Annotated in this window: 22 protein-coding genes, 1 tRNA gene and 2 pseudogenes; 12 read left to right on the top strand and 13 right to left on the bottom strand. The window is 63.5% G+C overall.

The features are described 5' to 3' along the window. Positions 1–74: 74 nt before the first annotated feature. Positions 75–1,085, top strand: a pseudogene (locus AC1Q5P_RS14115) (IS3 family transposase); the annotation flags it as partial. Between the two features lie 47 nt (positions 1,086–1,132). Here AC1Q5P_RS14115 and AC1Q5P_RS14110 read toward each other — a convergent pair. Then, positions 1,133–1,411 (bottom strand): annotated as a pseudogene (locus tag AC1Q5P_RS14110) (MerR family transcriptional regulator); the annotation flags it as partial. Positions 1,412–1,485: 74 nt separating this feature from the next. Here AC1Q5P_RS14110 and AC1Q5P_RS14105 point away from each other — a divergent pair. The 7 genes from AC1Q5P_RS14105 to AC1Q5P_RS14075 all read left to right on the top strand — a co-directional run bounded on the left by AC1Q5P_RS14105 (position 1,486) and on the right by AC1Q5P_RS14075 (position 6,150). Further along, positions 1,486–1,845, top strand: coding sequence for a hypothetical protein (locus AC1Q5P_RS14105; protein ID WP_021224336.1), 360 nt, complete (start codon positions 1,486–1,488; stop codon positions 1,843–1,845). Next, on the top strand, positions 1,838–2,062 hold the full coding sequence (locus tag AC1Q5P_RS14100) for a GDCCVxC domain-containing (seleno)protein (RefSeq protein ID WP_021224337.1): 225 nt from the start codon (positions 1,838–1,840) through the stop codon (positions 2,060–2,062). Before AC1Q5P_RS14105 ends, AC1Q5P_RS14100 begins: the two co-directional genes overlap by 8 nt. 167 nt (positions 2,063–2,229) lie before the next feature. Then, positions 2,230–2,853, top strand: coding sequence for an alkylmercury lyase family protein (locus AC1Q5P_RS14095; protein WP_016744717.1), 624 nt, complete (start codon positions 2,230–2,232; stop codon positions 2,851–2,853). After that, positions 2,835–4,184, top strand: a complete 1,350-nt coding sequence (locus tag AC1Q5P_RS14090; protein ID WP_016744716.1) for a dihydrolipoyl dehydrogenase family protein — start codon at positions 2,835–2,837, stop codon at positions 4,182–4,184. Before AC1Q5P_RS14095 ends, AC1Q5P_RS14090 begins: the two co-directional genes overlap by 19 nt. A 330-nt stretch (positions 4,185–4,514) precedes the next feature. Next, positions 4,515–4,769, top strand: a complete 255-nt coding sequence (locus tag AC1Q5P_RS14085) for a zincin-like metallopeptidase domain-containing protein (protein ID WP_492519249.1) — start codon at positions 4,515–4,517, stop codon at positions 4,767–4,769. Then, on the top strand, positions 4,769–5,539 hold the full coding sequence (locus tag AC1Q5P_RS14080; RefSeq protein WP_492519248.1) for a hypothetical protein: 771 nt from the start codon (positions 4,769–4,771) through the stop codon (positions 5,537–5,539). Before AC1Q5P_RS14085 ends, AC1Q5P_RS14080 begins: the two co-directional genes overlap by 1 nt. Positions 5,540–5,880: 341 nt before the next feature. Next, positions 5,881–6,150: an excalibur calcium-binding domain-containing protein gene (locus AC1Q5P_RS14075; RefSeq protein WP_492519247.1), complete on the top strand. Its 270-nt coding sequence runs from the start codon at positions 5,881–5,883 to the stop codon at positions 6,148–6,150. A gap of 108 nt (positions 6,151–6,258) precedes the next feature. Here the strand turns inward: AC1Q5P_RS14075 and AC1Q5P_RS14070 are convergent, their stop codons facing one another. Then, positions 6,259–6,450, bottom strand: coding sequence for a hypothetical protein (locus AC1Q5P_RS14070; protein ID WP_492519246.1), 192 nt, complete (start codon positions 6,448–6,450; stop codon positions 6,259–6,261). A gap of 29 nt (positions 6,451–6,479) precedes the next feature. On the opposite strand from AC1Q5P_RS14070, the gene AC1Q5P_RS14065 reads away from it, so the two are divergent. Next, positions 6,480–6,659 carry a sigma factor-like helix-turn-helix DNA-binding protein gene (locus AC1Q5P_RS14065; protein ID WP_492519245.1) on the top strand — a complete coding sequence of 60 codons (180 nt, stop codon included), beginning with the start codon at positions 6,480–6,482 and terminating at the stop codon, positions 6,657–6,659. Between the two features lie 68 nt (positions 6,660–6,727). Here the strand turns inward: AC1Q5P_RS14065 and AC1Q5P_RS14060 are convergent, their stop codons facing one another. The 8 genes from AC1Q5P_RS14060 to aspS all read right to left on the bottom strand — a co-directional run bounded on the left by AC1Q5P_RS14060 (position 6,728) and on the right by aspS (position 14,830). Continuing rightward, positions 6,728–7,924 carry a tyrosine-type recombinase/integrase gene (locus tag AC1Q5P_RS14060; RefSeq protein ID WP_492519244.1) on the bottom strand — a complete coding sequence of 399 codons (1,197 nt, stop codon included), beginning with the start codon at positions 7,922–7,924 and terminating at the stop codon, positions 6,728–6,730. Between the two features lie 162 nt (positions 7,925–8,086). Beyond that, positions 8,087–8,162: transfer RNA gene (locus AC1Q5P_RS14055), tRNA-Thr, on the bottom strand. Positions 8,163–8,239: 77 nt separating this feature from the next. Further along, on the bottom strand, positions 8,240–9,520 hold the full coding sequence (locus AC1Q5P_RS14050) for an adenosylmethionine--8-amino-7-oxononanoate transaminase (RefSeq protein WP_193827005.1): 1,281 nt from the start codon (positions 9,518–9,520) through the stop codon (positions 8,240–8,242). Beyond that, the gene (locus AC1Q5P_RS14045; RefSeq protein ID WP_492519243.1) at positions 9,517–10,080 is read right to left on the bottom strand and encodes a 2'-5' RNA ligase family protein; all 564 of its coding nucleotides are present in this window, start codon (positions 10,078–10,080) and stop codon (positions 9,517–9,519) included. The genes AC1Q5P_RS14050 and AC1Q5P_RS14045 overlap by 4 nt, the downstream gene beginning before the upstream one ends. Before the next feature lie 228 nt (positions 10,081–10,308). After that, the gene (gene mltG / locus AC1Q5P_RS14040; protein ID WP_492519242.1) at positions 10,309–11,286 is read right to left on the bottom strand and encodes an endolytic transglycosylase MltG; all 978 of its coding nucleotides are present in this window, start codon (positions 11,284–11,286) and stop codon (positions 10,309–10,311) included. 11 nt (positions 11,287–11,297) lie between these two features. After that, a complete protein-coding gene (gene fabF, locus AC1Q5P_RS14035; RefSeq protein WP_062347628.1) occupies positions 11,298–12,560 on the bottom strand; it encodes a beta-ketoacyl-ACP synthase II in 1,263 nt (420 codons plus the stop codon). Positions 12,561–12,694: 134 nt separating this feature from the next. After that, the gene (locus AC1Q5P_RS14030) at positions 12,695–12,931 is read right to left on the bottom strand and encodes an acyl carrier protein (RefSeq protein ID WP_011444997.1); all 237 of its coding nucleotides are present in this window, start codon (positions 12,929–12,931) and stop codon (positions 12,695–12,697) included. Between the two features lie 117 nt (positions 12,932–13,048). After that, positions 13,049–14,830, bottom strand: coding sequence for an aspartate--tRNA ligase (aspS, locus tag AC1Q5P_RS14025; protein WP_039334231.1), 1,782 nt, complete (start codon positions 14,828–14,830; stop codon positions 13,049–13,051). Positions 14,831–14,970: 140 nt separating this feature from the next. Here aspS and rnd point away from each other — a divergent pair, with 140 nt between their 5' ends. Both rnd and AC1Q5P_RS14015 read left to right on the top strand, forming a co-directional pair. Then, positions 14,971–16,188 carry a ribonuclease D gene (rnd, locus tag AC1Q5P_RS14020; protein WP_492476721.1) on the top strand — a complete coding sequence of 406 codons (1,218 nt, stop codon included), beginning with the start codon at positions 14,971–14,973 and terminating at the stop codon, positions 16,186–16,188. 6 nt (positions 16,189–16,194) lie between these two features. Next, a complete protein-coding gene (locus tag AC1Q5P_RS14015) occupies positions 16,195–17,091 on the top strand; it encodes a hydrogen peroxide-inducible genes activator (protein WP_039334235.1) in 897 nt (298 codons plus the stop codon). Between the two features lie 5 nt (positions 17,092–17,096). On the opposite strand, the gene chrA is transcribed toward AC1Q5P_RS14015, so the two are convergent. Together chrA and pgsA are read right to left on the bottom strand one after the other, a co-directional pair. Continuing rightward, positions 17,097–18,416: a chromate efflux transporter gene (chrA, locus tag AC1Q5P_RS14010; RefSeq protein ID WP_492519241.1), complete on the bottom strand. Its 1,320-nt coding sequence runs from the start codon at positions 18,414–18,416 to the stop codon at positions 17,097–17,099. Positions 18,417–18,566: 150 nt separating this feature from the next. Beyond that, complete coding sequence (pgsA, locus tag AC1Q5P_RS14005) at positions 18,567–19,160, bottom strand: CDP-diacylglycerol--glycerol-3-phosphate 3-phosphatidyltransferase (RefSeq protein WP_193827009.1); 594 nt, start codon at positions 19,158–19,160, stop codon at positions 18,567–18,569. 135 nt (positions 19,161–19,295) lie between these two features. On the opposite strand from pgsA, the gene AC1Q5P_RS14000 reads away from it, so the two are divergent. Next, on the top strand, positions 19,296–20,606 hold the full coding sequence (locus AC1Q5P_RS14000; protein WP_039334426.1) for an MFS transporter: 1,311 nt from the start codon (positions 19,296–19,298) through the stop codon (positions 20,604–20,606). Here AC1Q5P_RS14000 and AC1Q5P_RS13995 read toward each other — a convergent pair whose 3' ends face one another. After that, complete coding sequence (locus AC1Q5P_RS13995) at positions 20,607–20,864, bottom strand: hypothetical protein (protein WP_039334239.1); 258 nt, start codon at positions 20,862–20,864, stop codon at positions 20,607–20,609. It lies immediately after the preceding gene. Positions 20,865–20,891 lie beyond the last annotated feature (27 nt).

Here is a 20,891-nt window from a genome sequence, read left to right as displayed (position 1 = left end):
ATCGGTCCGCTCCTTTCCTCTTCAAGCACCAGCATCATATCCGATGCCGGGGAAAAGGGGCGGGCCATCCCATAAAGCATGATCGCGGATGGGGGCGACGACGAATGAGGTACCCCGCCGCAGAAAAGCTGGAGATTATCAGGATCGTCGAGCAGTCGCACCTGCCGGCCAAGCACACTCTGGACAAGCTGGGTATTCCTCGCCGGACGTTCTACCGCTGGTATGACCGCTTCCTTGAGGGCGGTCCTGAAGCCCTGGAGGATCGCCCCTCGGCGCCGAGCCGGGTGTGGAACCGCATCACCGAGGATATCCGCGCGCAGATCGTCGAGATGGCGCTCGAGGCGACCGAGCTTTCCCCTCGCGAACTGGCGGTGCGCTTCACCGACGAGAAGCGCTATTTCGTGTCGGAAGCCACGGTTTACCGCCTGTTGAAGGCCCATGACCTGATCACCAGTCCAGCCTATACCGTGATCAAGGCCGCTGACCAGTTCCACACGAAGACCACCCGGCCGAATGAGATGTGGCAAACCGACTTCACCTACTTCAAGATCATCGGGTGGGGCTGGATGTACCTGTCGACCGTGCTCGACGACTACTCGCGCTACATCATTGCCTGGAAACTGTGCACCAACATGCGCGCCGAGGACGTCACTGACACGCTGGACTTGGCCCTCAAGGCATCGGGCTGCGACAGCGCCACGGTCCTGCACAAGCCCCGGCTACTATCCGACAACGGCCCCAGTTACATCGCGGGCGAACTCGCCGAGTACATCGAGGCCCAGCAGATGAGTCACGTCCGTGGCGCCCCGTTGCATCCGCAAACGCAGGGCAAGATCGAGCGCTGGCACCAGACCTTGAAGAATCGCATCCTGTTGGAACATTACTTCCTGCCCGGCGACCTCGAAGCCCAGATCGAAGCGTTCGTGGAGCACTACAATCACCAGCGCTACCACGAGAGCCTGAACAACGTGACGCCCGCTGACGCCTACTTCGGCAGGGCTCCCGCTATCATCAAGCGTCGCGAAACCATCAAGCAAAAAACCATCGAATATCGCCGCTTGCTTCACCGCAAGCTCGCCGCCTAACATCAACCCCCAGACGAGGCTCGCTCTCCGCTAATCCACGCCCCGATCTGTGCCAAATGTCTCGACGACGGACACTCGGCGCAGGAGGCCTGACCGCCAACCGCGAGTCCGAGCAAGGCGCGTACCTCGTCCAGGGTAAAGCCCAGCTCCCTCGCGCGGCGCACGAAGCCCAGGCGAGCCACGTCCTCCCGGCCATAGCTGCGGTAGCGGCCCCGCCGCGGCGGAGCGGGCAGCAGCCCGATCCGCTCGTAATAGCGGATCGTCTCGATGTTGCATCCGGTGCGGCGTGAGAGTTCGCCGATCTGGATCGCGCCGGTTGCGGCCATCCCCAAAATACCTCTTGAGTCTGTAGTCGCTACAGATGTTAGGACAGCTCAATGCCCGCCACAAGGAGTCGCCCGTGACCCAGACGCCAAGCCCGCCTAAGGGGATCGGCACCGCCACGCTCACGCTGGCGGGGATCGCTGCGGCGTTCGGCGTCGCCGCCTGCTGTGCGCTGCCGATCCTCTTCGCATCCGCCGGGATCGGCGCAGCTTGGCTCGGCGGCGTGGCCATTGTCGCCGCGCCGTATCGCACGCCGCTTCTCCTCATTGGCGCATTGTGCCTGCTTGCCGGCGCGGCGCTGCTGTTGCGCCAGCAAGTTACGGCGGCGCGCTGTGGGCCGGGCGGCATATGCACGCCGCGCTGGATGCGTGTTCTCACGCTCATCGGATTGCTGCTCGGTGCGGCCCTGCTCTGGGCAGGCTATCGCTATGTCTGATGCCACCCCCGAGCTGCGCTCGACGCTGACCTGTCCCCACTGCGGTCATCGGGCGACGGAGACCATGCCGACCAATGCCTGCCAGTATTTCTACGACTGCCGGGGTTGCGGCGCGGTCCTCAAGCCCAAGCCGGGCGATTGCTGCGTCTATTGCTCCTACGGCGACGTGCCCTGTCCGCCGATCCAGGAGAGCGGCGGCAAGGCGTGCTGCGGCTGAGGAGGGCGGGCGATGGCGCGCGCATCATCCGCTGAAGCCGCCTTTGGATCGACGGTTACATTCCCGGCGGTGCCGTTGTCCCGGACTGGAGCGCAGTCACAACACCCAGCGCCCGCGCAGCCCTGACGGCACTGTTCGCGGCGTTCATCGGTTCGAAGTGGCGCGGGATGGACGGCGTCGAGGAGCGGGTCCGGCGCGCCGTGCTTCAAGCCTATGCTGCCGATGGTCGCTCGCCGGTGCCGGCACAGATCGCCGCCGCATCGGGACTCCCCTCCGGCGAGGTCGGCTCGGCCCTGCAGCGGCTCGCCGGGCGCGATCTCGTGGTCCTCGACGGCGCGGGCCGGGTGACCGGCGCCTATCCGTTCACCGACGGCCCCAGCGAACATCAAGTCGAAGTCAGCGGAGTGACCATGAGCGCCATGTGCGCCATCGACGCGTTGGGGATCGGCGCCATGCTGGAGCGGGACTGCATGATCCGCTCGGCCTGCCGCCAGTGCCGGCGCACGCTCGCCATCCATACCCCCAGCCGCGGCCGCGAGCTGGAAGAGGTTGAGCCGGGCGCGATCGTCGTCTGGTCCGGCCGTCGCTATGCCAGTGGCTGCGCGGCATCGTCGCTCTGCACCTTGCAGGCCTTCTTCTGCGATGACGATCATCTGGCGGCCTGGTGCGCGAGCGGTCCGGTCGGAGCCGATGACGGCATTCGTCTGTGCCTGGCCGAAGCGCTCGAGGTTGGGCGCGCGATTTTTGCGCCGATGCGGATGGAGATGCGACCATGGCTTCCTACGACCTGATCGTCATCGGCAGTGGCACGGCAGCGCAGGTCGCGGTCGGCCGGGTCCGTGCCGCTGGATGGTCCGTCGCCGTCATCGATCACCGTCCGTTCGGCGGCACCTGTGCGCTGCGTGGCTGCGATCCCAAGAGGATGCTGGTCAGCGGCGAGGAAGCGATCGACGCGGCAAGGCGCATGGCCAGACATGGCGTCGACGGCACGCTGGCGATCGACTGGCCCGACCTGATGGCGTTCAAGCGGACCTTCACCGATCCGATCCCCGCCAAGCAGGCGCACCGCTACGCCGAGCTCGGTGTCGACGCATTACACGGTGTTGCTCGCTTTGCCGGCCCAGACACGATCGTGGTGGAAGGCCGGACATTGCGGGCCCGCCATATCCTGATCGCCAGCGGCGCGCGTCCAGTCCCGCTCGGCATTCCGGGCGAAGATCTGGTGAGCACAAGCGATGCGTTCCTGGAGCTTCAGGCCCTGCCGCGCCGGATCGTGCTGATCGGCGGCGGCTATGTCGCTGCGGAGTTCTCGCATCTGGCGGCCCGAGCGGGCGCAGAGGTCACCATCCTACAGCGGGCCGAGCGGCTCCTGCCGCACTTCGATCCCGACCTGGTGGGCTGGCTGACGCCCCGGTTCGAGGCGCTCGGCATCCGCGTCGAGACCGGTGCCACCGTTACCCGGGTCGAGCGCAGCGGGAGCGGTCTGCTGGTCCACGCCGAGCGCCAGGGCGAGCCTGATCTCAGCGTCGCCGCCGATCTCGTCGTTCATGCCGCCGGGCGCGGTCCTGACCTCAAGGCGCTCGACCTGTCCGCCGGCGAGGTGGCGGTGCAGGACGGGCGCCTGCAGCTCGACGCGCATCTGCGGAGCATTTCCAACCCGCGGGTCTATGCCGCCGGCGACGCTGCCGGAGTCGGGCCGCGGCTGACGCCGGTGTCCAGCCACGATGCCAAGGTAGTTGCCGCCAACCTCCTGGATGGCCCGACGCACCAGCCGGACTATCGCGGCGTGCCGAGCGTGGCCTTCACTCTGCCGCCGATCGCCGCCGTCGGACTGTCAGAGGAGGCGGCGCGCCGCGGCGGCGTCGCGCTCCGGGTCAACGCAGCCTCGACGCCAGACTGGTTCACCGCCCGCCGCCTCGCCGAGCCGGTCTACGGCCATAAGCTGCTGATCGACGAGGACACGGACCTCATCCTCGGCGCGCATCTCGTGGGGCCGAACGCCGACGAGGTAATCAACGTTTTCGGTCTGGCAATCCGCCACGGCCTCACCGCGGCCGATCTTCGCTCCACCATGTTCGCCTATCCGACCGGCGCCTCCGACGTCGGCTACATGCTGACTTAACGCACGAGCGCCACTGCCATGGCGGCCGATCCCTCGCGCGATCGGCCGCTTCGCGATGCATGTCGATGCGGGCTGTCGCCCGCCATTAAGCGGACGCCGCTTGCGCGGCGGCTCCGATTTTTTGGCCTCTCCCTCGATGCGGGAGTGGTCGGCGCTCCCTGCTAGGCCCGCCGCGGCGCGCTGCAAGCCTCGGCTTCGCCGGGCTGCTCCATTTCATTTCGCCCCTGCGGGTGCAGCCCGCCGCTTCAGCAGGCCTCTCCGGTCGCTCTCGCCGCCCACCCCCGCCTCGGGGGAGGCCATGGGGCTTTTGGGCAGTGCTGGAGGCAACCGATGGTTTTCACCTTCCAACCGCCATTTTGGGCTGGACTGTCAGGATATGTAGCCGAACTCGGATCAGCCTTCCTCGCCGCCGACCTTGGTCTGGCGCTTGAACCGCGCGCCGATCACGCTGCTTACATTGGAAGCTGGGTGCAGGTCCTGAAGAACGACCGCCGCGCGATCGTACAGGCCGCAGCACATGCCGAGCGTGCCGTTGCCTATCTCCACACGCTGGCAAAGCCCGCTGTTCAGCAGGAGGCAGCCTGATGGACGATCTTGCGACCCTGATCGTGGAGCGCGGCCTTGCCGCCTCCACATACCTGCTCGACCTCAACCGCACCCTGTCTGTGCCCCGCGACTTTCCTCTCTCCCATCCATGGTCCCTGCCCTCGCGGCTCTTTCGGTTTCCGATCGAGGTCAGTGCAGGACTTGATGAAGCGCCGCGACGCATCGGTCTGATGCATCCGCTTCTGGCCGATCACCCCTTTGTGCGCCACGTCGAGGAGGTGCTGGGCACTGTGCTTGATCCCGATGGCGCCCCGAACGCCTATGGTGTGAGCAATGCGCGCAGTGGCCTGTGGTGGCATGCCGTCGATCTGGTCAGTGCCGGGCAATGGCGTGCGCTTCTCGAAACGCGATGCTTTACCACCGAAGAGGAAATCGCACGCGCTGTGGCCTATGGCCTGTCCTATTCGGCCCACGATGGCAGGCGGCAGGGCTATCTTTCTGTGAGCGAAGCCCGTGCGATCATGGCGGCGATCGATGCGCCCGAGCCTGCAGGGCGGTGCGGATTGCTGGCGTTCTCAAAGCCATCGCCGTGCCAGCCCGGCAATGGTGCCGCACACTGGCCGATCAACCATCCCGCACTCCGCGCCAACCCCGTTGCGTGGGCCCTGATCCACGGTATCGAAAGCGGCTGGTTCGCCCACGACCGCGCCGGGTTCCTGCAATGGACAGAAGCTGGGCGCGAGCGTTTTGCCGCAGGCGATGCCTCGACCTTTGTCTCGTCGACCGGTCAGGGCGCATTCGCGTTCTGACCGTGCAAGCCCGTCAATTGTGGCGCGCCCGTTCCGGGCTGCCGCATTCCAGCCCACCCGCAGCCACCCCGGTGCGGGCTTGAAATCAGCTGAGGCCCTTGGAGAAGCTTCTTCCGCTTACGCGCCGTTTACGATCAAGGCCTTATTCTTCAGAGATGGCTGATATCCACCAGTTCAGACCTCGGCGAAATCGTCCGGGAAAACCGCGTCGCGTCTACCAGGCGCCGCGGCCAATTCGAAATCGCGCCCGCGTACTGCGCTGGACGGGAATTGCGGCTGTATTCGGCTTACTCGTTGGCACGGCAAGCGTCGCAGTGACGCCTGGGGGCACAGAACAGATCATGGCCAAGCTTGACACCGCCGCTGTCGGTCTTGGCTTGGCCCGCGAGCGCGCACCGCAGCAAGGCGACTACTGGCCGAATTGCGACGCCGCCCGCGCTGCGGGGACTGCGCCAATCTATCTGGGTGAGCCGGGCTATCGCGAAGGCCTCGATGGAGACGGCGACGGGTCGCTTGCGAGCCCTACCACGGCAGTTCAAGGCGGTGGCGGCGGAGCCATTGGGGCACCTGACGTCTGGCTGCGTCCTCTCCGACAGCTAGGCTGGCCCTGACGACGCAGGAAACGAAGCTGCAGCTGCTTGGAAGCTGTCTCCCTGATCTGCCTCTGAGCCTTGCCAATTCTGGCAAGCGCAGCGCCCAGCCGGTCTTGCCCGGTTCGGTCAGCGCTGCAACCCGGCTGCGCCGGGTCCTACACTGGCGTTGCGGCCCTGCGGGTGCAGACCGACCTTTGCGACCAGGCGGGACGGCTTTGCGTCGCTGCCCTTGCCATCATGGCAGACAAGTAGACGGCTGGAGGCTTCCCATGTCGTGCTCACTGCCCCGTTTCCTGCGCCGTCTTTCTCCTTGTTCACGCTGGACGACCCGCCACCGCCGCAGGGCGATGCAATCGGCGATCGACGCCCTGCCGGCGTTTCACCAGCAGGTCTTCCAACTCATGCGGTTCGAGAACCTGTCGATCAGTCAGGCTGCTGAGCGGCTTCAGTGCGAGGCCGAGACAGTGGAAACCGCCTTTGCCGAGGTGCTGATTGCACTGGTGCAGTCGGTTTCCCCGGATCCGTGAGAGTGATGCTGAACAGACCTGATAAAGCGAAACGAGCGCCCAGAAGCGCCTTCGCACCTACCGGAATATCAGGTTTGCCCGTTCTTGAGCGTGTCAAGGTAATCGGCCCACCACTGCGCCATCTCCACGCGCTCTGACCAATGCGCGCCCCTGTGATATGCGGCACGAACCTGGTCGCGATCCTTGTGAGCAAGAGCCCGCTCGATTGCATCAGGCGTCCACTTCCCCGATTCGTTCAGCAACGTGCTCGCCATCGCCCGGAAGCCGTGGGCGGTCATCTCGTTGCCGGTATAGCCCAGCCGTCGCAGCGCCGCATTGACCGTGTTCTCTGACATCGGTGCTCGAGGGGTCCGGATCGAGGGGAAGACGTACTTTCCATCGCCTGTGAATGCGCCAGCTTCCTTCAACACAGAAATCGCTTGCCGGGACAATGGCACGACGTGTTCGATCCTGCCCTTCATCTTCTCGGCAGGGATGCGCCAGACTGCCTCGGTCAGATCGATTTCGCTCCACTCTGCGTGGCGAAGTTCGCCCGGACGGACAAACACAAGGGGAGAGAACTGGAGCGCATACTTGGTTGTCGGATAGCCTTCATAGCCATCGATCGCGCGGAGCAGTTCGCCGACCTGTTTCGGTTCGAGAATTGCCGCGAAGTGCTTGGGCTTTCGACTGGAAAGCGCTCCCCGCAAATCGCGCGTCGGGTCACGATCGACCAGTTGATTGGCCACTGCGAACCGGAAGACCTGACCGATGAACTGCAGCGTCCTGTGCGCCTTCTCATCGTTGCGCGCAGCTTCGTAGGGCCGAACCGAATCAAGGATTTCGCCGGGTTTTATGTCGACGATTGGTCGCTTGCCGAGGGGTTTCTCCACCAATGACAGAAACCACTCCCGCTTTCGTACGGTTGCCTCTGCCTTTCCGTCGCGCTTGTTCTTCTCGATACAGGCACGTGCAATTGAAGCGAATGTGTTGTCCGCGTTGATACGTGCAACGCGCTTGTCCAGCTGCTTCTTTTCAGCTGGGTCTTCGCCTTTTGCGAGGCTCGACCTTGCCTTGTCGCGCATCTCCCGCGCCTCCTTGAGGCTCAGGTCGGGATAGGCCCCCAGTGACAGCTTCTTTTCGGCCCCCAGCGCATTGCGGAATTTCACTTTCCACAGCTTGCCCCCCGCCGGCGTGATCAGCAGATAAAGCCCCTTCTCGTCGGAGACCTTGTAGGCCTTGTCTCGGGGCTTCAAGGCGCGGACGCCGGAGTCGGAAAGGGACATTTGGGGGCCTCTTAAATTGGGGCTTTCAAAAGGCCCCCAGACAGGCCCCCAAAGCATGCCGGATATCGGCGCACAGAGGTGAACACTGGCGGTGGGCCAGCGCTAAGAATGGTAGATTTCCGGGATTTTTCAACCTTCAGCGGTTGTTAGCGATGAAGGAAATGGTGCCGCTTACGTGACTCGAACACGTGACCCCATCATTACGAATGATGTGCTCTACCAACTGAGCTAAAGCGGCGTGCCTCTTGGGCAGGGGCGCCGTTTAGCCAGCACCCGGGTGCTAGGCAACCCTTTTTCGCCTCGCGCCGGAGCGATTCACGTTGCCCGGTCGGCGCTCCATTCGCTGACAGCCGCAACCATGGCATTTGCGATGTGCGCAACATCCTCCTCTTGGGCGACAAGCGGGGGCGTGGTGTACAGGATATCTCGGAACGGGCGAAGCCAGACACCACTTGCGATGCAGCTTTCGGAAAGGCGGTCGGCGGGCGCAGGACCATCCAGCTGGATCACGCCGATCGCACCGCGCACGCGCACGTCCCTCACCCCAGGCAATTCCCGGGCAGGTTCGAGCAACGCCTGAAGCTGACGACCGATTGCGCGGGCCTGGGCAAGACGCGGTTCCTGTTCGAAAAGATCAAGCGAAGCATTGGCCGCTGCACAACCCAGGGCATTGCCCATATAGGTCGGCCCATGCATCAAAGCATGCATCGGATCGTCGGACAGGAAGCCTTCGTGGATACGGCGACTGGCGATCGTGGCGGCAAGTGGCAGTGTCCCGCCGGTCAAGGCTTTGGACAACGTGACAATGTCCGGCTGCACGCCCGCGATCTCACAGGCAAACATCGCGTCGCCAAGCCGTCCAAGCCCCACGAAAATCTCGTCGAAGATCAGCAGGAGTTCGTGGGTATCTGCAAGGCGCCGAAGAGCCTGCAATGTAAACGGATCGTGAAAGACCATGCCGCCCGCACCCTGTACCAAGGGCTCGACAACAATGCCGGCAAGATCCTTGCCATGCTGCTCCAGCAGTTCGCCGAGCGCAGCCTCTTGCGCAGCATTCGTGGGGAGGTTGACCACGATCTGTTCAAGCAATGCGCCCTTGAACAGGCTGTGCATGCCTTCGTCGGGATCGCAAACGCTCATCGTTGCGAAGGTATCGCCGTGATAGCCGCCCTTGAAGCAGAGGAACTTCACTCGGCGCCGTCCGCGATTGAGCCAATATTGCGAAGCCATTTTCATTGCGACTTCGACGGCGACCGAACCGGAGTCGCTGAAAAAGACGTGGTCCAGATCGCCGGGCAGCAATGCAGCGAGCCGTTGTGCCAAGGTATAGGCCTGCTCATGGGCCAGACCGCCAAGCATGACATGGGGCAACGTCTCAAGCTGGCGACGTACCGCAGCCTCGATATGCGGGTGGCGGTAGCCATGAACACAGGCCCACCAGCTGGAAATGCCGTCTATCAGCTCCCTTCCGTCGGAGAGACGAAGCCGAGTACCGGCCGCAGATGCCACCGGCAGGGGAGCTCTGGCAGTCTGCATCTGGGTGTACGGGAGCCACACATGCTTCCGGCCCTTGTCGAACCAGTCTGGCGCGGTCATGTGACTGTCCTTATCCTGCGTGGCTTGTGCTGAAGGGCCGCACGAAACGGCCAGCGTCCGATCGCTTCCCATGGTCCGCCCAGATAGCGGTGCAGCGCCAGCCCGGCAAAGGCAAAGCGGGAAGGCTCGAAATTGCGCGCCAGCAGTTCTTGCAATGCACGCGCTTCGCCTTGCGAGACCTTGTTCTGTATGGTCACGTGGAGACGGGGGCGATGGCTGTCCTGCACCGTCAGCATTCCCTGAAAGTGCTCGGCAATAGAATCGCGCAGGGCGATCATTGCAGGACTTTCGATCAGGAACGCGGTGCCCGTGCCAAGATCCATGACGCGCCGCAACTGCGCATCGACCGGGGGCGTGGCGCTCGCCATCCGAGACAGCAGATCGCGCGCCTCCGCCTCAACCTGCGGGGGCAGCGAATGGAACAGCGTGACATGGGCCGAGATCCAGTTGCGCTCCGCGGGGAAGTGGGCGCGGCGCAGACGATCAAGCCGGGCCTGCAATTCTGGCGGAAGGCTAGCCGTCACCACCAGCGGCGCTGTTCGGGAAGGATGCGATACCACCGCATCTGCCTGAGCAGCATTCACAGCGTTTTCAAGAGAAATGGAGAAGTGGGAACATTCGGCAAAGTCGAGACGGCGGCACGCGTCCGCTGCCCGGCACAGCCGGAATGTTCCCTGGATACTGGAGAAGCAAGCTCCTCCCGTGCCTCCGGGGCAGAGGTTTAAGCGATGTTACTTAATAATGGAAGAACCTGCGCTTATCGGAAATCCTGCCGAATCGGTTCCAGGTCACAGGTCGCCGCGCGCCTTGCGCAGCGCGAACCATTTGGCAACATTAGCGTTATGCTGTTGCAAGGTGTCTGCGAAGACGTGGCCACCGGTCCCATCGGCAACCATGAATAATGCTTCCGTTTCGGCAGGATCAAGCACCGCGGCAATCGAGTCGCGGCCCGGATTGGTGATCGGGCCTTTCGGCAGTCCAACCATCGTGTAGGTGTTGTATCCGTTCACGGCCTGGATTTCGGACTGGCGAATGCGCCGCCCGAGCGGCTTGCCCTTGGTGATAGGGTAGATGATCGTCGGATCGGCCTGCAGCAGCATGCCCTTGCGCAAGCGATTGGAGTAAAGCCCGGCCACCATGCGGCGCTCCTCGGGCTTGCCGGTTTCCTTTTCGACGATGGAGGCGAGGATCAGAGCCTCCTGTGGCGTCTTGGCGACGGTGCGAGGGCTGCGCTTGGCCCAAAGCTCGGCCAGCGTCTTGTCCATTGCTGCCTGCATGCGTTTGAGCACTGCGGCACGTGGTTCGCCCTTCTGCCAGTCGTAGCTGTCCGGCAGGACGGAGCCTTCCTCGGGAGCGGAGATCTCGCCAGTCAGATCCTTGTTGGCCGACAGGCGCTCGGCGACGAGGATAGACGGCATGCCCTCGGGAACGGTAATCAGGCGGCGGATGACCTTGTCACCCTTCAGGATTTCAAGAACGGTCGCTTCGCTGGCCCGTCTGGGAATCAGGAACGAGCCTGCCTTGATGTCGGTGCCTCCGCCAAGCAGCTTCGCCCGCAGCTTGAACAGTGTGGCCGAGCCGATCGCACCCTGCCCTTGCAGATCGTCAGCCAGAGCACTCAGGCCCTCGCCTTCGCCAACATCAAATTCGATCTGCTGCTCAAGGGGGCCGGAAGCGTACCAGCCACCCACGAGCCAGCCGGCGAGAGAAAGCAAGATGACGGCTGCCGCAAGCAACGGCAGCCGGGATGGACGACGGCGGGCCATCGCTTGCGTCCTTAGTCTTCGATCGCCTTGACGATCACGCTGGCATTGGTGCCGCCAAAACCGAACGAATTGTTCAGTGCCGCACGCACCTTGCGCTGGCGTGCCTTGAGCGGGACAAGGTCTACGCCCTCGGTGCCTTCGTCGGGGTTGTGCAGGTTAAGCGTCGGCGGAACGATCTGGTCGCGGATGGCGAGGATGCAGAATATCGTCTCGACCGCGCCGGCACCGCCAAGCAGGTGGCCGATGGCCGACTTGGTGCTGCTCATCGAAGCGCCCGAAAGATCATCGCCGAGCACGCGCTTGACCGCAGCCAGTTCGATCGTGTCGGCCATGGTCGAAGTGCCGTGAGCGTTGACGTAATCAATGTCGCCCGGCTCCATACCCGCCTTGCGCATCGCCATGCGCATGGCGAGTTCGGCGCCCTTGCCTTCAGGGTGGGGCGCAGTGACGTGGTAGGCGTCGCCAGAGAGGCCGTAACCGACGACTTCGGCGTAGATCTTCGCCCCACGCGCCTTGGCATGCTCGTATTCCTCGAGCACGACAACGCCTGCGCCTTCCCCCATCACGAAGCCATCGCGGTCCTTGTCGTAAGGACGGCTCGCCTCTTCGGGACGGTCGTTGTAGCTGCAGTTCAGTGCGCGGGCCTGCGCGAATCCGGCCACGCCCAAGGGGTTGATGGTGCTTTCCGCACCACCTGCCAGCATCACGTCGGCATCGCCGTCCTTGATCATGCGCGCGGCATCGCCGATCGAGTGCGCGCCGGTCGAGCAGGCAGTGACCACAGCGTGGTTTGGACCCATCAGGCCGTACTTGATCGAAACCTGGCCGGAGATCAGGTTGATCAGGCGGCCGTGGACGAAGTGCGGAGAGACGCGGCCCGGGCCCTTCTCGTGCAGGACAATCGATTCGCTTTCGATGCCCGGAAGGCCACCGATGCCCGAACCGATCGAGCAGCCGGTGCGCATCTTGAGATCGTCGTCCATGTCGGCAAGGCCGGCGTCTTCGAGCGCCTGTCCAGCGGCATCGATGCCGAACACGATGAATGGATCGACCTGACGCTGGATCTTGTGATCGACACGCTTTCCGGCATCAAAGCCGTATTCGTGGTCAGCAGGCTTTACCTCGCAGGCGATCTTGCACTTCTGGTCGCTGGTGTCGAACTTGGTAATCAGGCCCGCGCCGCTCTTGCCGGCGAGCAGGTTCTTCCACACGGTATCCACGTCTGCGCCCAGCGGGGTGACGAGGCCAAGTCCGGTTACGACGACACGACGCATTGAAATCTCCGGAAAATAAGCAAACAGGCCCAGCCCCTGAATTAGGGCTGAGCCTGCCGAAGTCCTCCCCTGCCCGACATCGAGTGCCTTGGCAGCCCTTCGACACGCTCAGGGCAATAGGGGGATGTGGGCGATCAGCCCTTGTTTTCGTCGATGTACTTGATCGCGTCCGAAACAGTCGAGATCTTCTCGGCCGCATCGTCGGGGATCTCGACGCCGAATTCTTCTTCGAACGCCATCACCAGCTCAACGATGTCGAGCGAGTCAGCGCCCAGATCGTCGATGAAGCTGGCTTCTTCGGTGACCTTGTCAGCCTCGACGCCGAGGTGCTCGACAACGATCTTCTTAACGCGGTCGGCGGTATCGCTCATGAAATGCCCCTTCGAAGGAAAGCGGTTGGTTATCTGTTTCGGACTTCGCCCTAATCAACGCAAAGGGCGCTGGCAAGAGGCGCGCTGTGGATCACCTCAGCGCACGCCCTGTCCGTCTCAGCCTTTTGTCTGCTCGACGACGCGGATGTTCAGCTCGCGCAGCTGCTTGAGTGCGGCAGGAGACGGTGCACCCATCAGCAGATCCTCGGCGCGCTGGTTCATCGGGAACAGCGTGATCTCGCGCAGATTCTGCGCACCGCAGATCAGCATGACGATGCGATCGACGCCAGCGGCCATGCCACCATGCGGCGGCGCGCCATACTGGAAGGCGCGATAGAGGCCGCCGAAGCGCTCTTCCACGTCAGCCTTGGACAGACCGACGATCTCGAATGCCTTGACCATCGTTTCGGGCGACTGGTTGCGGATCGAACCCGAGGCGATCTCGAAGCCGTTGCAGACGAGGTCGTACTGGAAGGCGTTGATCGTCAGCGGGTCCTGGGTGTTCAGCGCCTCGATCCCGCCCTGCGGCATCGAGAACGGGTTGTGGCTGAACTCGACCTTCTTGTTCTCCTCATCCCACTCGTAGAACGGAAAGTCGACGATCCAGCACAGCTCGAACCGGTCCTTGTCGATCAAGCCAAGCTGATCGGCGACGCGGGTGCGGGCGGCACCGGCAAGCTTGGCGGCCTGGCTCTCCTTGCCCGCAGCGAAGAAGCAGCCGTCATCCGGGCCGAGACCGAGCTTGTCGAACAGCGCGGCCATCTTGTCGGCGCCGTGGTTCTTGGCGATCGGCCCGCCAAATTCGCCACCCTTGCGAGTGACATAGCCCAGACCTGCGTGGCCTTCGGACCGCGCCCAGTCATTCATGTCGTCGAAGAACTTGCGGCTCTTGTCTGCCGTGCCCGGTGCCGGGATCAGACGCACGACGCCACCGGTGCCGACGATCTTCTCGAACAGGCCAAAGCCCGACTGGGTGAATTCTTCCGAAACATCCGAGATGATGATCGGGTTGCGCAGATCCGGCTTGTCCGAACCGTACTTGAGCATCGCTTCGGCATAGGGAATGCGCGGAAAGCTGCCAGTCGGCGTCACCGAGCGTCCGTTGGCAAATGCTTCGAATACGCCGCCGATGACCGGCTCCATCGTCTCCCAGACCTCTTCCTGGGTCACGAAGCTCATCTCGAGGTCGAGCTGGTAGAATTCGCCCGGCAGACGGTCGGCACGCGGATCCTCGTCGCGGAAGCAAGGGGCGATCTGGAAATAGCGGTCGAAGCCCGCCACCATCAGCAGCTGCTTGTACTGCTGCGGCGCCTGCGGCAGTGCATAGAACTTGCCGGGATGGATGCGGCTCGGCACGAGGAAGTCGCGCGCACCTTCGGGCGAGGATGCGGTGAGGATCGGCGTCGAGTATTCCGTGAACCCTGCGCCTTCCATGCGGCGGCGCATGTCGGAGATGACCTTGGTGCGCGTGACGATGTTTGCGTGCAGCGTCTCGCGGCGCAGGTCGAGGAAGCGATAGCGCAAGCGAATGTCTTCAGGGTACTCCTGCTCGCCAGCCACCGGCATCGGCAATTCCTCGGCCGCGGAAAGCACTGTTGCACCACGCGCGAAGACTTCGATCTCGCCGGTCGGCAGGTTGGCATTGATAGTGCCTTCCGAGCGCGCCTTGACCTCCCCGTCGATGGTGACGACCGATTCCACGCGCAGCGCTTCCAGGATCGGCAGTGCCGGACTGTCGGCATCGGCGACGATCTGCGTCATGCCATAGTGGTCGCGCAGGTCGACGAACAGCACGCCGCCGTGATCGCGCTTGCGGTGCACCCAGCCCGAAAGGCGGACGGTCTGCCCGACATCACCGCGCGTGAGGGCGCCGCAGGTATGGGAACGGTAAAGGTGCATCGAAACTCTTTCCAATCGGTCTGCAATCGGGCAGGGGGAATGGGCGGCTAACAGGCGATGGCCGCGCTTTTGTCAAGCCGCGCTCCCTGACGGGAGCACCACCGGGTCGCCCTTACCGGCGCGCCATACAGAAAAGACCGATGAAGATACATCCCCTGATCACGACGACCGACGCTCTGGCTGACTTGTGCGAGCGTCTGGCAAAAGCCGATTTCATCACGGTCGACACCGAATTCATGCGCGAGAACACCTACTGGCCGGAACTGTGCCTGGTGCAGATCGCCGATGACAAGGAAGCCGCAGCGATCGATCCGCTGGCGCCTGGGCTGGACATGACGCCGCTGCTCGACCTGCTGGTGGACAACGAGGATGTGCTCAAGGTCTTCCACGCTGGCGGACAGGACGTGGAGATCATCTACAACCTCACCGGCAAGACACCTCATCCCATCTTCGACACGCAGATCGCAATGATGGCGGTCAGCCAGTCGGAACAGATCGGCTATTCCAACCTCGTCGAATCCTGGCTCGGCTTCTCGATCGACAAGGGCGCCCGCTTCACCGACTGGTCGCGCCGTCCGCTGACCGACCGACAGATCGAATATGCCATCGGCGACGTCACCCATCTGTCCAAGATCTTCCCCAAGCTGCTCAAACGCCTGATCAAGACCGGTCGTGGCGAGTGGCTCGACATCGAGATGGAGAAGCTCGCCGATCCGGAGAATTACCGGACCGACATGGACACCGTCTGGCAGAAGATCCGCGCGCCCAGCCGCAACCCGGCCGTGCTTGGTCGGCTCAAGGCGCTGGCTGCATGGCGCGAGCGCGAGGCGATGGACAAGAACATCCCGCGCGGCCGCATCATGCGGGATGAAACGCTGGCGGATATAGCCAGCCACCCGCCCAAGGAGCAGCAGGACCTTGCCAAGGTGCGCGGGCTCTCGACGGGATGGAAGGATAACGACATCGGGCGCCGACTGATGCAGACGCTGGCCGAAGCCAAGCCCCTGACCGACGCCGAGATGCCGCCCAAGGCGCCCCGCGGCGCCCCGCTCGGCAAGGAAGGCGCGCTGGTGGCCGATCTGCTCAAGCTCCTGCTCAAGATCCGCAGCCGCGAGATCGATATCGCTGCGCGCCTCCTCGCGCGGACGGATGATCTCGAACTGCTTGCAGCTGGTCAGCGCAAGAACCTGCCGATCCTCGAAGGCTGGCGCTTCGAGCAGTTCGGTCGCGACGCCCTTGAACTGGTAGAGGGCAAGCTGGCGTTCGCGGTGGTGAACGGCCGGCTCAAGATGGCGCATATCGACGATATCGGCGGTTCCGCAGACAAGCCCGAAGTCGTCGTTCACGTGGACGAATAGGTCAAGATGAGCACATACCTGCCCACGCTCAAGCAATTGCAGTACCTCGTGGCCTTGCACGAGCATGGGCATTTCGGGCGTGCGGCGGACTCGTGCTTCGTCTCGCAATCGACGCTGTCAGCCGGTCTGCGCGAGCTGGAATCGCTGCTGGGCGTCGTGCTGGTCGAACGCACTCGCCGCGTGGTCCGCTTCACGCCGCTGGGAAATCAGGTGGTGGCCAAGGCGCATCGTCTGCTGCGCGAGGCCGAGGAGCTTTCCGAACTGGTGCAGAGCCACGGCGCGCCCCTGGCCGGCGAGTTGCGCATGAGCGTGATCCCGACGATCGCGCCGTTCCTGCTGCCGCGCATACTGCCGCGCCTGCGCAAAGAGCGCCCGCAGCTCAAGCTCTTCCTGCGCGAGGAGCCGAGCGCCGCGGCAATCGAATCGCTCCACCATGGCCGGGCTGACTGCGTGCTGCTGGCTCTCCCCTACGCCACTGGCGAAGTCGAAACCGAAGTCCTGTTCAAGGACGAATTGCTGGTGGCCTTCCCCAAGGACGATCCGCGCGATCCGCCTGCAACGATCACCGCAGACCTGATCGACGAGAACCGCCTACTCCTGCTCGAAGACGGCCACTGCCTGAAAGAGCACGCACTGGCCGCCTGCAACCGCCCCGAAATGCGCGCCAGTGCCACGATGATCGGCACATCGCTCCACACGCTGGTGCAGATGGTCGACAACGGGCTTGGCCTCACCATGCTGCCACAGATGGCGATCGATGCGGGCATCCTGCACGATACCCAGATCGTCGCCCGCCCGCTGAAGGCCGACCACGCCTGGCGCGACATTGCGTTGGTCTGGCGCCGCAACAGCCCCCGCGCCGAGGAGTTCCACATGCTGGCGCAGGAACTCCGGGCGGGTTGAGCGCTCTAAATTCCCGCTAGCACGAGACCCGCCAACGCGCAGACACCAAGCGTCGTGATGATGCCCAGGCGCAGACGAAAGATCATCACCGCGCTTCCAAGCGCGATGACCAGCACTCTCCAGTCAAGGGAAGCTAGGTCGGGCAGATCCAGCGTGATGGCCCCCAAGCTAGTCGGCGTAAGACGCGCGAACAGCACGTGCAGGGCAAACCACAGCGTCAGGTTCGCTATCACGCCCACCACGGCCGCGGTGATAGCCGCCAATCCACCCTTCAGACGCGGCGCATTCTCCAGCCGGTCCAACCAAGGGCTGAACGCGAATATCCACATGAAGCAAGGCACGAAGGTCACCCAAGTCGTCAGGATTGCGCCGAGGAGTCCGGCAAGGTAGGGGCCGAACGGCTCTGGCGCGCGAAACGCGGCAAGGTAGCCCACGAACTGCGTAACCATGATCAGCGGCCCGGGCGTCGTTTCGGCAAGGCCCAGTCCATCGGCCATTTCACCGGGCCGCAGCCAGCCGAACCCGTCGACCGCCTGCTGCGCCATGTAGGCAAGCACGGCATAGGCCCCGCCGAAGGTCACGACTGCCAGCTGGGAAAAGAACACGCCGATCTTCCACAGCACGTGGTCGGCGCCCAGAGTTGTCAGCACCAGAGCCAGGGGCAACACCCAGATCATCGCGCCCACGGCAATGGCGCGCATCGTGGCACCCCAGGGTCGCGGCCCGCTGGTTTCAACCGGCGCGCTGGACTTGACCCCGAGCATGTCGGGTCGCCGCGCTGCGATCACCATGCCGAGTGCCCCTGCTCCGAGAACGACCGCAGGGAACGGCACGGCAAATAACGCCAGCCCGATGAAGGCCGCGAGCGCTATGATCTTCTTGGTCGGCGTGCCAAGCGCCCGCCCGGCAATCCGCAGGAGCGCCTGCACGACAATCGCCAGAACGGCCGCCTTGATGCCGAGAAACAGTGCGGAAAACCAGCCAAGACCTGCCGCGGCCGCATAGAGCATCGACAGGGCGAGAATCACCGCGGCCCCGGGCAGGACGAAGAGCAGCCCCATGGCCAGCCCACCGCGATTGCCGTGCAGCTTCCAGCCGATCCACGTCGCCAGCTGCTGCGCTTCCGGGCCAGGCAGAAGATGGCAGAAATTCAGCGCGTGCAGGAACTGGTCCTCGCTGACCCAGCGGCGTTCGTCCACCAGTTCGCGATGCATCAGGGCGATCTGTCCGGCCGGACCGCCGAAACTGAGGCAGCCGATCCGCGCGCCCACGCGAACCAGCTCGGAGAAATCGGGTTTATTCAGCAAATCTGTACGTTCACTCATGATCAGCCCAACTACCTGCGGCCCGCAAAGCGGGCCGTGCAGGCAACGCTTGGGCTTCTGCCATGGCAGAACGCCTGACCGGGAGGTTGCATCGCCCCGGACATCCAGTAGCGCTCATTTAACTGCCGCTATCCAAAACCGCAAGCGCGCTCAATCCATGTGCTTGAGGCCGACGCGCAAGTAGTCCCAGCCCGTGACCACGGTCAGCACCGCTGCGCCCCACAGCGTGGTGAGGCCAACGGTATGCGGGACGTTCACCGTCAAACCTCCAGCTGTCAGCACCCAATCGGGCAGGGCCTGACCGAGGATCAACGCGCCGAGCGAGATCATCTGGAACGTCGTCTTCCATTTGGCGAGGCGGCTGACCGGCACGGAGACACGCAGGCCCCCGAGAAACTCCCGCAAACCAGACACCGCGATCTCACGCAGCAGAATCACCAATCCGGCGATCACGTGCATGTCGCCAACGTACGGTCCGCGCAGCACGCCCTGCGCTGTCAGCACCAGGATAACGGCAGCGACCATGATCTTGTCCGCTATCGGATCAAGGAAGACGCCCAGCTTGCTGACGGTCCCCTGGGCGCGAGCAAGATAGCCATCGAAATAATCGGTGATCCCCATCAGGCAATAGACGCCAAAGGCGAGCCCATAACCGAGGTGCCATTCCGGCCACCAAAGCAGCGCTGCCAGCAAGGGCACCGTAACGATCCGTGACAGGGTGAGCAGATTGGGCAACGTCAGCATGGAAAAGGCATAGCCTGCATTCGCGCCAAACGGAATCGCAACATTCACCGCTTAAGACAGCCGCCGCAAAACCTCTTGCCCGCAATCCTCACCGGGCTAAGGGTGCGCTCAAGAAGAGATGTCGGCAAAGGGTTCATGACAACATCGACGCATCTGGTGCGCACGCGCCGTTTCCTGCCGCTGTTCGTCACCCAGCTGCTGGGGGCCTTCAACGACAATCTCTACAAGAACGCGATGGTCCTGTACGTTGTGTACAGCGTCTACAATTCGGAGGCTGCCGAAGCGCGCTTCTCCGCTATCGCTTCGGGCCTGTTCATCCTGCCCTTCTTCCTGCTCTCAGCCTTGGCAGGCCAGTTGGCCGACATGCGTGACAAGGCGAAGATCATCCGCGTCGTGAAAGCGTGTGAGATCGCGATCATGCTTGTCGGTGGGACGGGCCTCGTCCTGGCCTGGCTGGGGCTTGAAGTCGAACAGGTGGCGATTCCGCTGATGCTTGCCGCCCTGCTGGCAATGGGCGTGCATTCCACGTTCTTCGGCCCGATCAAGTACGCCATCCTGCCGCAGCATCTCCATGACGGCGAGGTTCTGGCAGGCACCGGACTCGTCGAGGCAGGCACCTATATCGCCATCCTCGCCGGCACGATCCTGGCAGGCTGGATTCCGGTGGAAGTGGCGGCAGGTGGCGTAGTCGTGACGGCGCTCATCGGCTACTTCTCCGGTCGACAGGTCCCCCCTGCCCCGCCGATGATCGAGGCACAGAAGATCGATTTCAACGTCTTCACGTCATCGTGGAGACTGATCCGCAACACGACGCGGCACCGACAGGTGTTCATGGCGATCGTGGCGATCAGCTTCTTCTGGACCGTCGGCACCGTGCTGTTCATCCAGTTTCCGCCCCTTGCCAAGAACGTGCTTTCTGCCAGCAAGGAGGTGGCAAGCCTCTTTCTGGTGATGTTCTCGATCGGCATTGCCATCGGTTCGATGTCGATCAACGCGCTGCTCAAGGGGACCGTCTCGGCGCGTTATTCGCCCGCGTCGGTGATCGTGATGGGCCTGTTCATCGCCGCGTTCCATCAGGTTTGCGATTACTGGCCCGCACATCCCGGCATGCCATTGATGGACGTTGCCACCTTCATCGCTCAGCCCCTCGCCATCCCCCTGCTGCTTTGCCTGCTCGGCATCGCAGTGGCAGGCGGCATGTTCGTCGTGCCGCTCTACGCATTCCTGACGACCGTGGTCGACAAGTCCGAGACAGCCCGCACGATCGCTGCCAATAACATCGTTAATTCAGGAGCCATGGTGGTGGGGTCGCTGCTCGCGGTTGGCCTCAGCGCAGCAGGGGTCGCCATTGTCGACCAGTTGCTGCTCGGCGCAGCGATGTGCGTGGTCTCGGCCTGGCTCGGTTATCTGCTGTACCGCGCGGAGAAGGCTGCCAAGGCAGTCTGATCAGGCGATAAACACCATGATTGCCAGGAAGCAGGCGCAATAGGCGATCAGGAAATCGCGGATATCCTGCATGGATATGCGCCGCAGGTTGACTGGTTCAGACCGTATGTCTGCTTCGCGCAGCAGAGCCTCTGCCCGCTTCATCGCCGCCAGCACTTCCGGCTCATGGCGCGGCAACTCGCGCAACGCGTGCCGCGGCAACTGGGCGCGGAACGGGTGGCGTGCGGTGCCATAGGCGGTGCTGGGCGACATGGTCATGACCTGACCTTAACGCTTTTTTCACCC

It is taken from the genome of Novosphingobium sp. GW835-FHT14H07 (assembly GCF_058793515.1).
The sequence above is the reverse complement of the archived record's forward strand: the minus strand, read 5'-3'. Positions and strand labels throughout refer to the sequence as shown.

Excerpts from the sequence above, each read along its gene's own strand:
- rnd (WP_492476721.1), top strand. The coding sequence starts at position 14,971 with ATGAAGATACATCCCCTGATCACGACGACCGACGCTCTGGCTGACTTG.
- AC1Q5P_RS14050 (WP_193827005.1), bottom strand. The coding sequence starts at position 9,520 with ATGACCGCGCCAGACTGGTTCGACAAGGGCCGGAAGCATGTGTGGCTC.
- AC1Q5P_RS14090 (WP_016744716.1), top strand. The coding sequence starts at position 2,835 with ATGGCTTCCTACGACCTGATCGTCATCGGCAGTGGCACGGCAGCGCAG.
- AC1Q5P_RS14000 (WP_039334426.1), top strand. The coding sequence starts at position 19,296 with ATGACAACATCGACGCATCTGGTGCGCACGCGCCGTTTCCTGCCGCTG.
- AC1Q5P_RS14085 (WP_492519249.1), top strand. The coding sequence starts at position 4,515 with ATGGTTTTCACCTTCCAACCGCCATTTTGGGCTGGACTGTCAGGATAT.
- AC1Q5P_RS14015 (WP_039334235.1), top strand. The coding sequence starts at position 16,195 with ATGAGCACATACCTGCCCACGCTCAAGCAATTGCAGTACCTCGTGGCC.
- AC1Q5P_RS14080 (WP_492519248.1), top strand. The coding sequence starts at position 4,769 with ATGGACGATCTTGCGACCCTGATCGTGGAGCGCGGCCTTGCCGCCTCC.
- AC1Q5P_RS14065 (WP_492519245.1), top strand. The coding sequence starts at position 6,480 with ATGCAATCGGCGATCGACGCCCTGCCGGCGTTTCACCAGCAGGTCTTC.
- mltG (WP_492519242.1), bottom strand. The coding sequence starts at position 11,286 with ATGGCCCGCCGTCGTCCATCCCGGCTGCCGTTGCTTGCGGCAGCCGTC.
- AC1Q5P_RS14075 (WP_492519247.1), top strand. The coding sequence starts at position 5,881 with ATGGCCAAGCTTGACACCGCCGCTGTCGGTCTTGGCTTGGCCCGCGAG.
- chrA (WP_492519241.1), bottom strand. The coding sequence starts at position 18,416 with ATGAGTGAACGTACAGATTTGCTGAATAAACCCGATTTCTCCGAGCTG.
- AC1Q5P_RS14060 (WP_492519244.1), bottom strand. The coding sequence starts at position 7,924 with ATGTCCCTTTCCGACTCCGGCGTCCGCGCCTTGAAGCCCCGAGACAAG.
- AC1Q5P_RS14030 (WP_011444997.1), bottom strand. The coding sequence starts at position 12,931 with ATGAGCGATACCGCCGACCGCGTTAAGAAGATCGTTGTCGAGCACCTC.
- pgsA (WP_193827009.1), bottom strand. The coding sequence starts at position 19,160 with ATGCTGACGTTGCCCAATCTGCTCACCCTGTCACGGATCGTTACGGTG.
- AC1Q5P_RS14095 (WP_016744717.1), top strand. The coding sequence starts at position 2,230 with ATGGACGGCGTCGAGGAGCGGGTCCGGCGCGCCGTGCTTCAAGCCTAT.
- fabF (WP_062347628.1), bottom strand. The coding sequence starts at position 12,560 with ATGCGTCGTGTCGTCGTAACCGGACTTGGCCTCGTCACCCCGCTGGGC.
- AC1Q5P_RS14100 (WP_021224337.1), top strand. The coding sequence starts at position 1,838 with ATGTCTGATGCCACCCCCGAGCTGCGCTCGACGCTGACCTGTCCCCAC.
- aspS (WP_039334231.1), bottom strand. The coding sequence starts at position 14,830 with ATGCACCTTTACCGTTCCCATACCTGCGGCGCCCTCACGCGCGGTGAT.
- AC1Q5P_RS13995 (WP_039334239.1), bottom strand. The coding sequence starts at position 20,864 with ATGACCATGTCGCCCAGCACCGCCTATGGCACCGCACGCCACCCGTTC.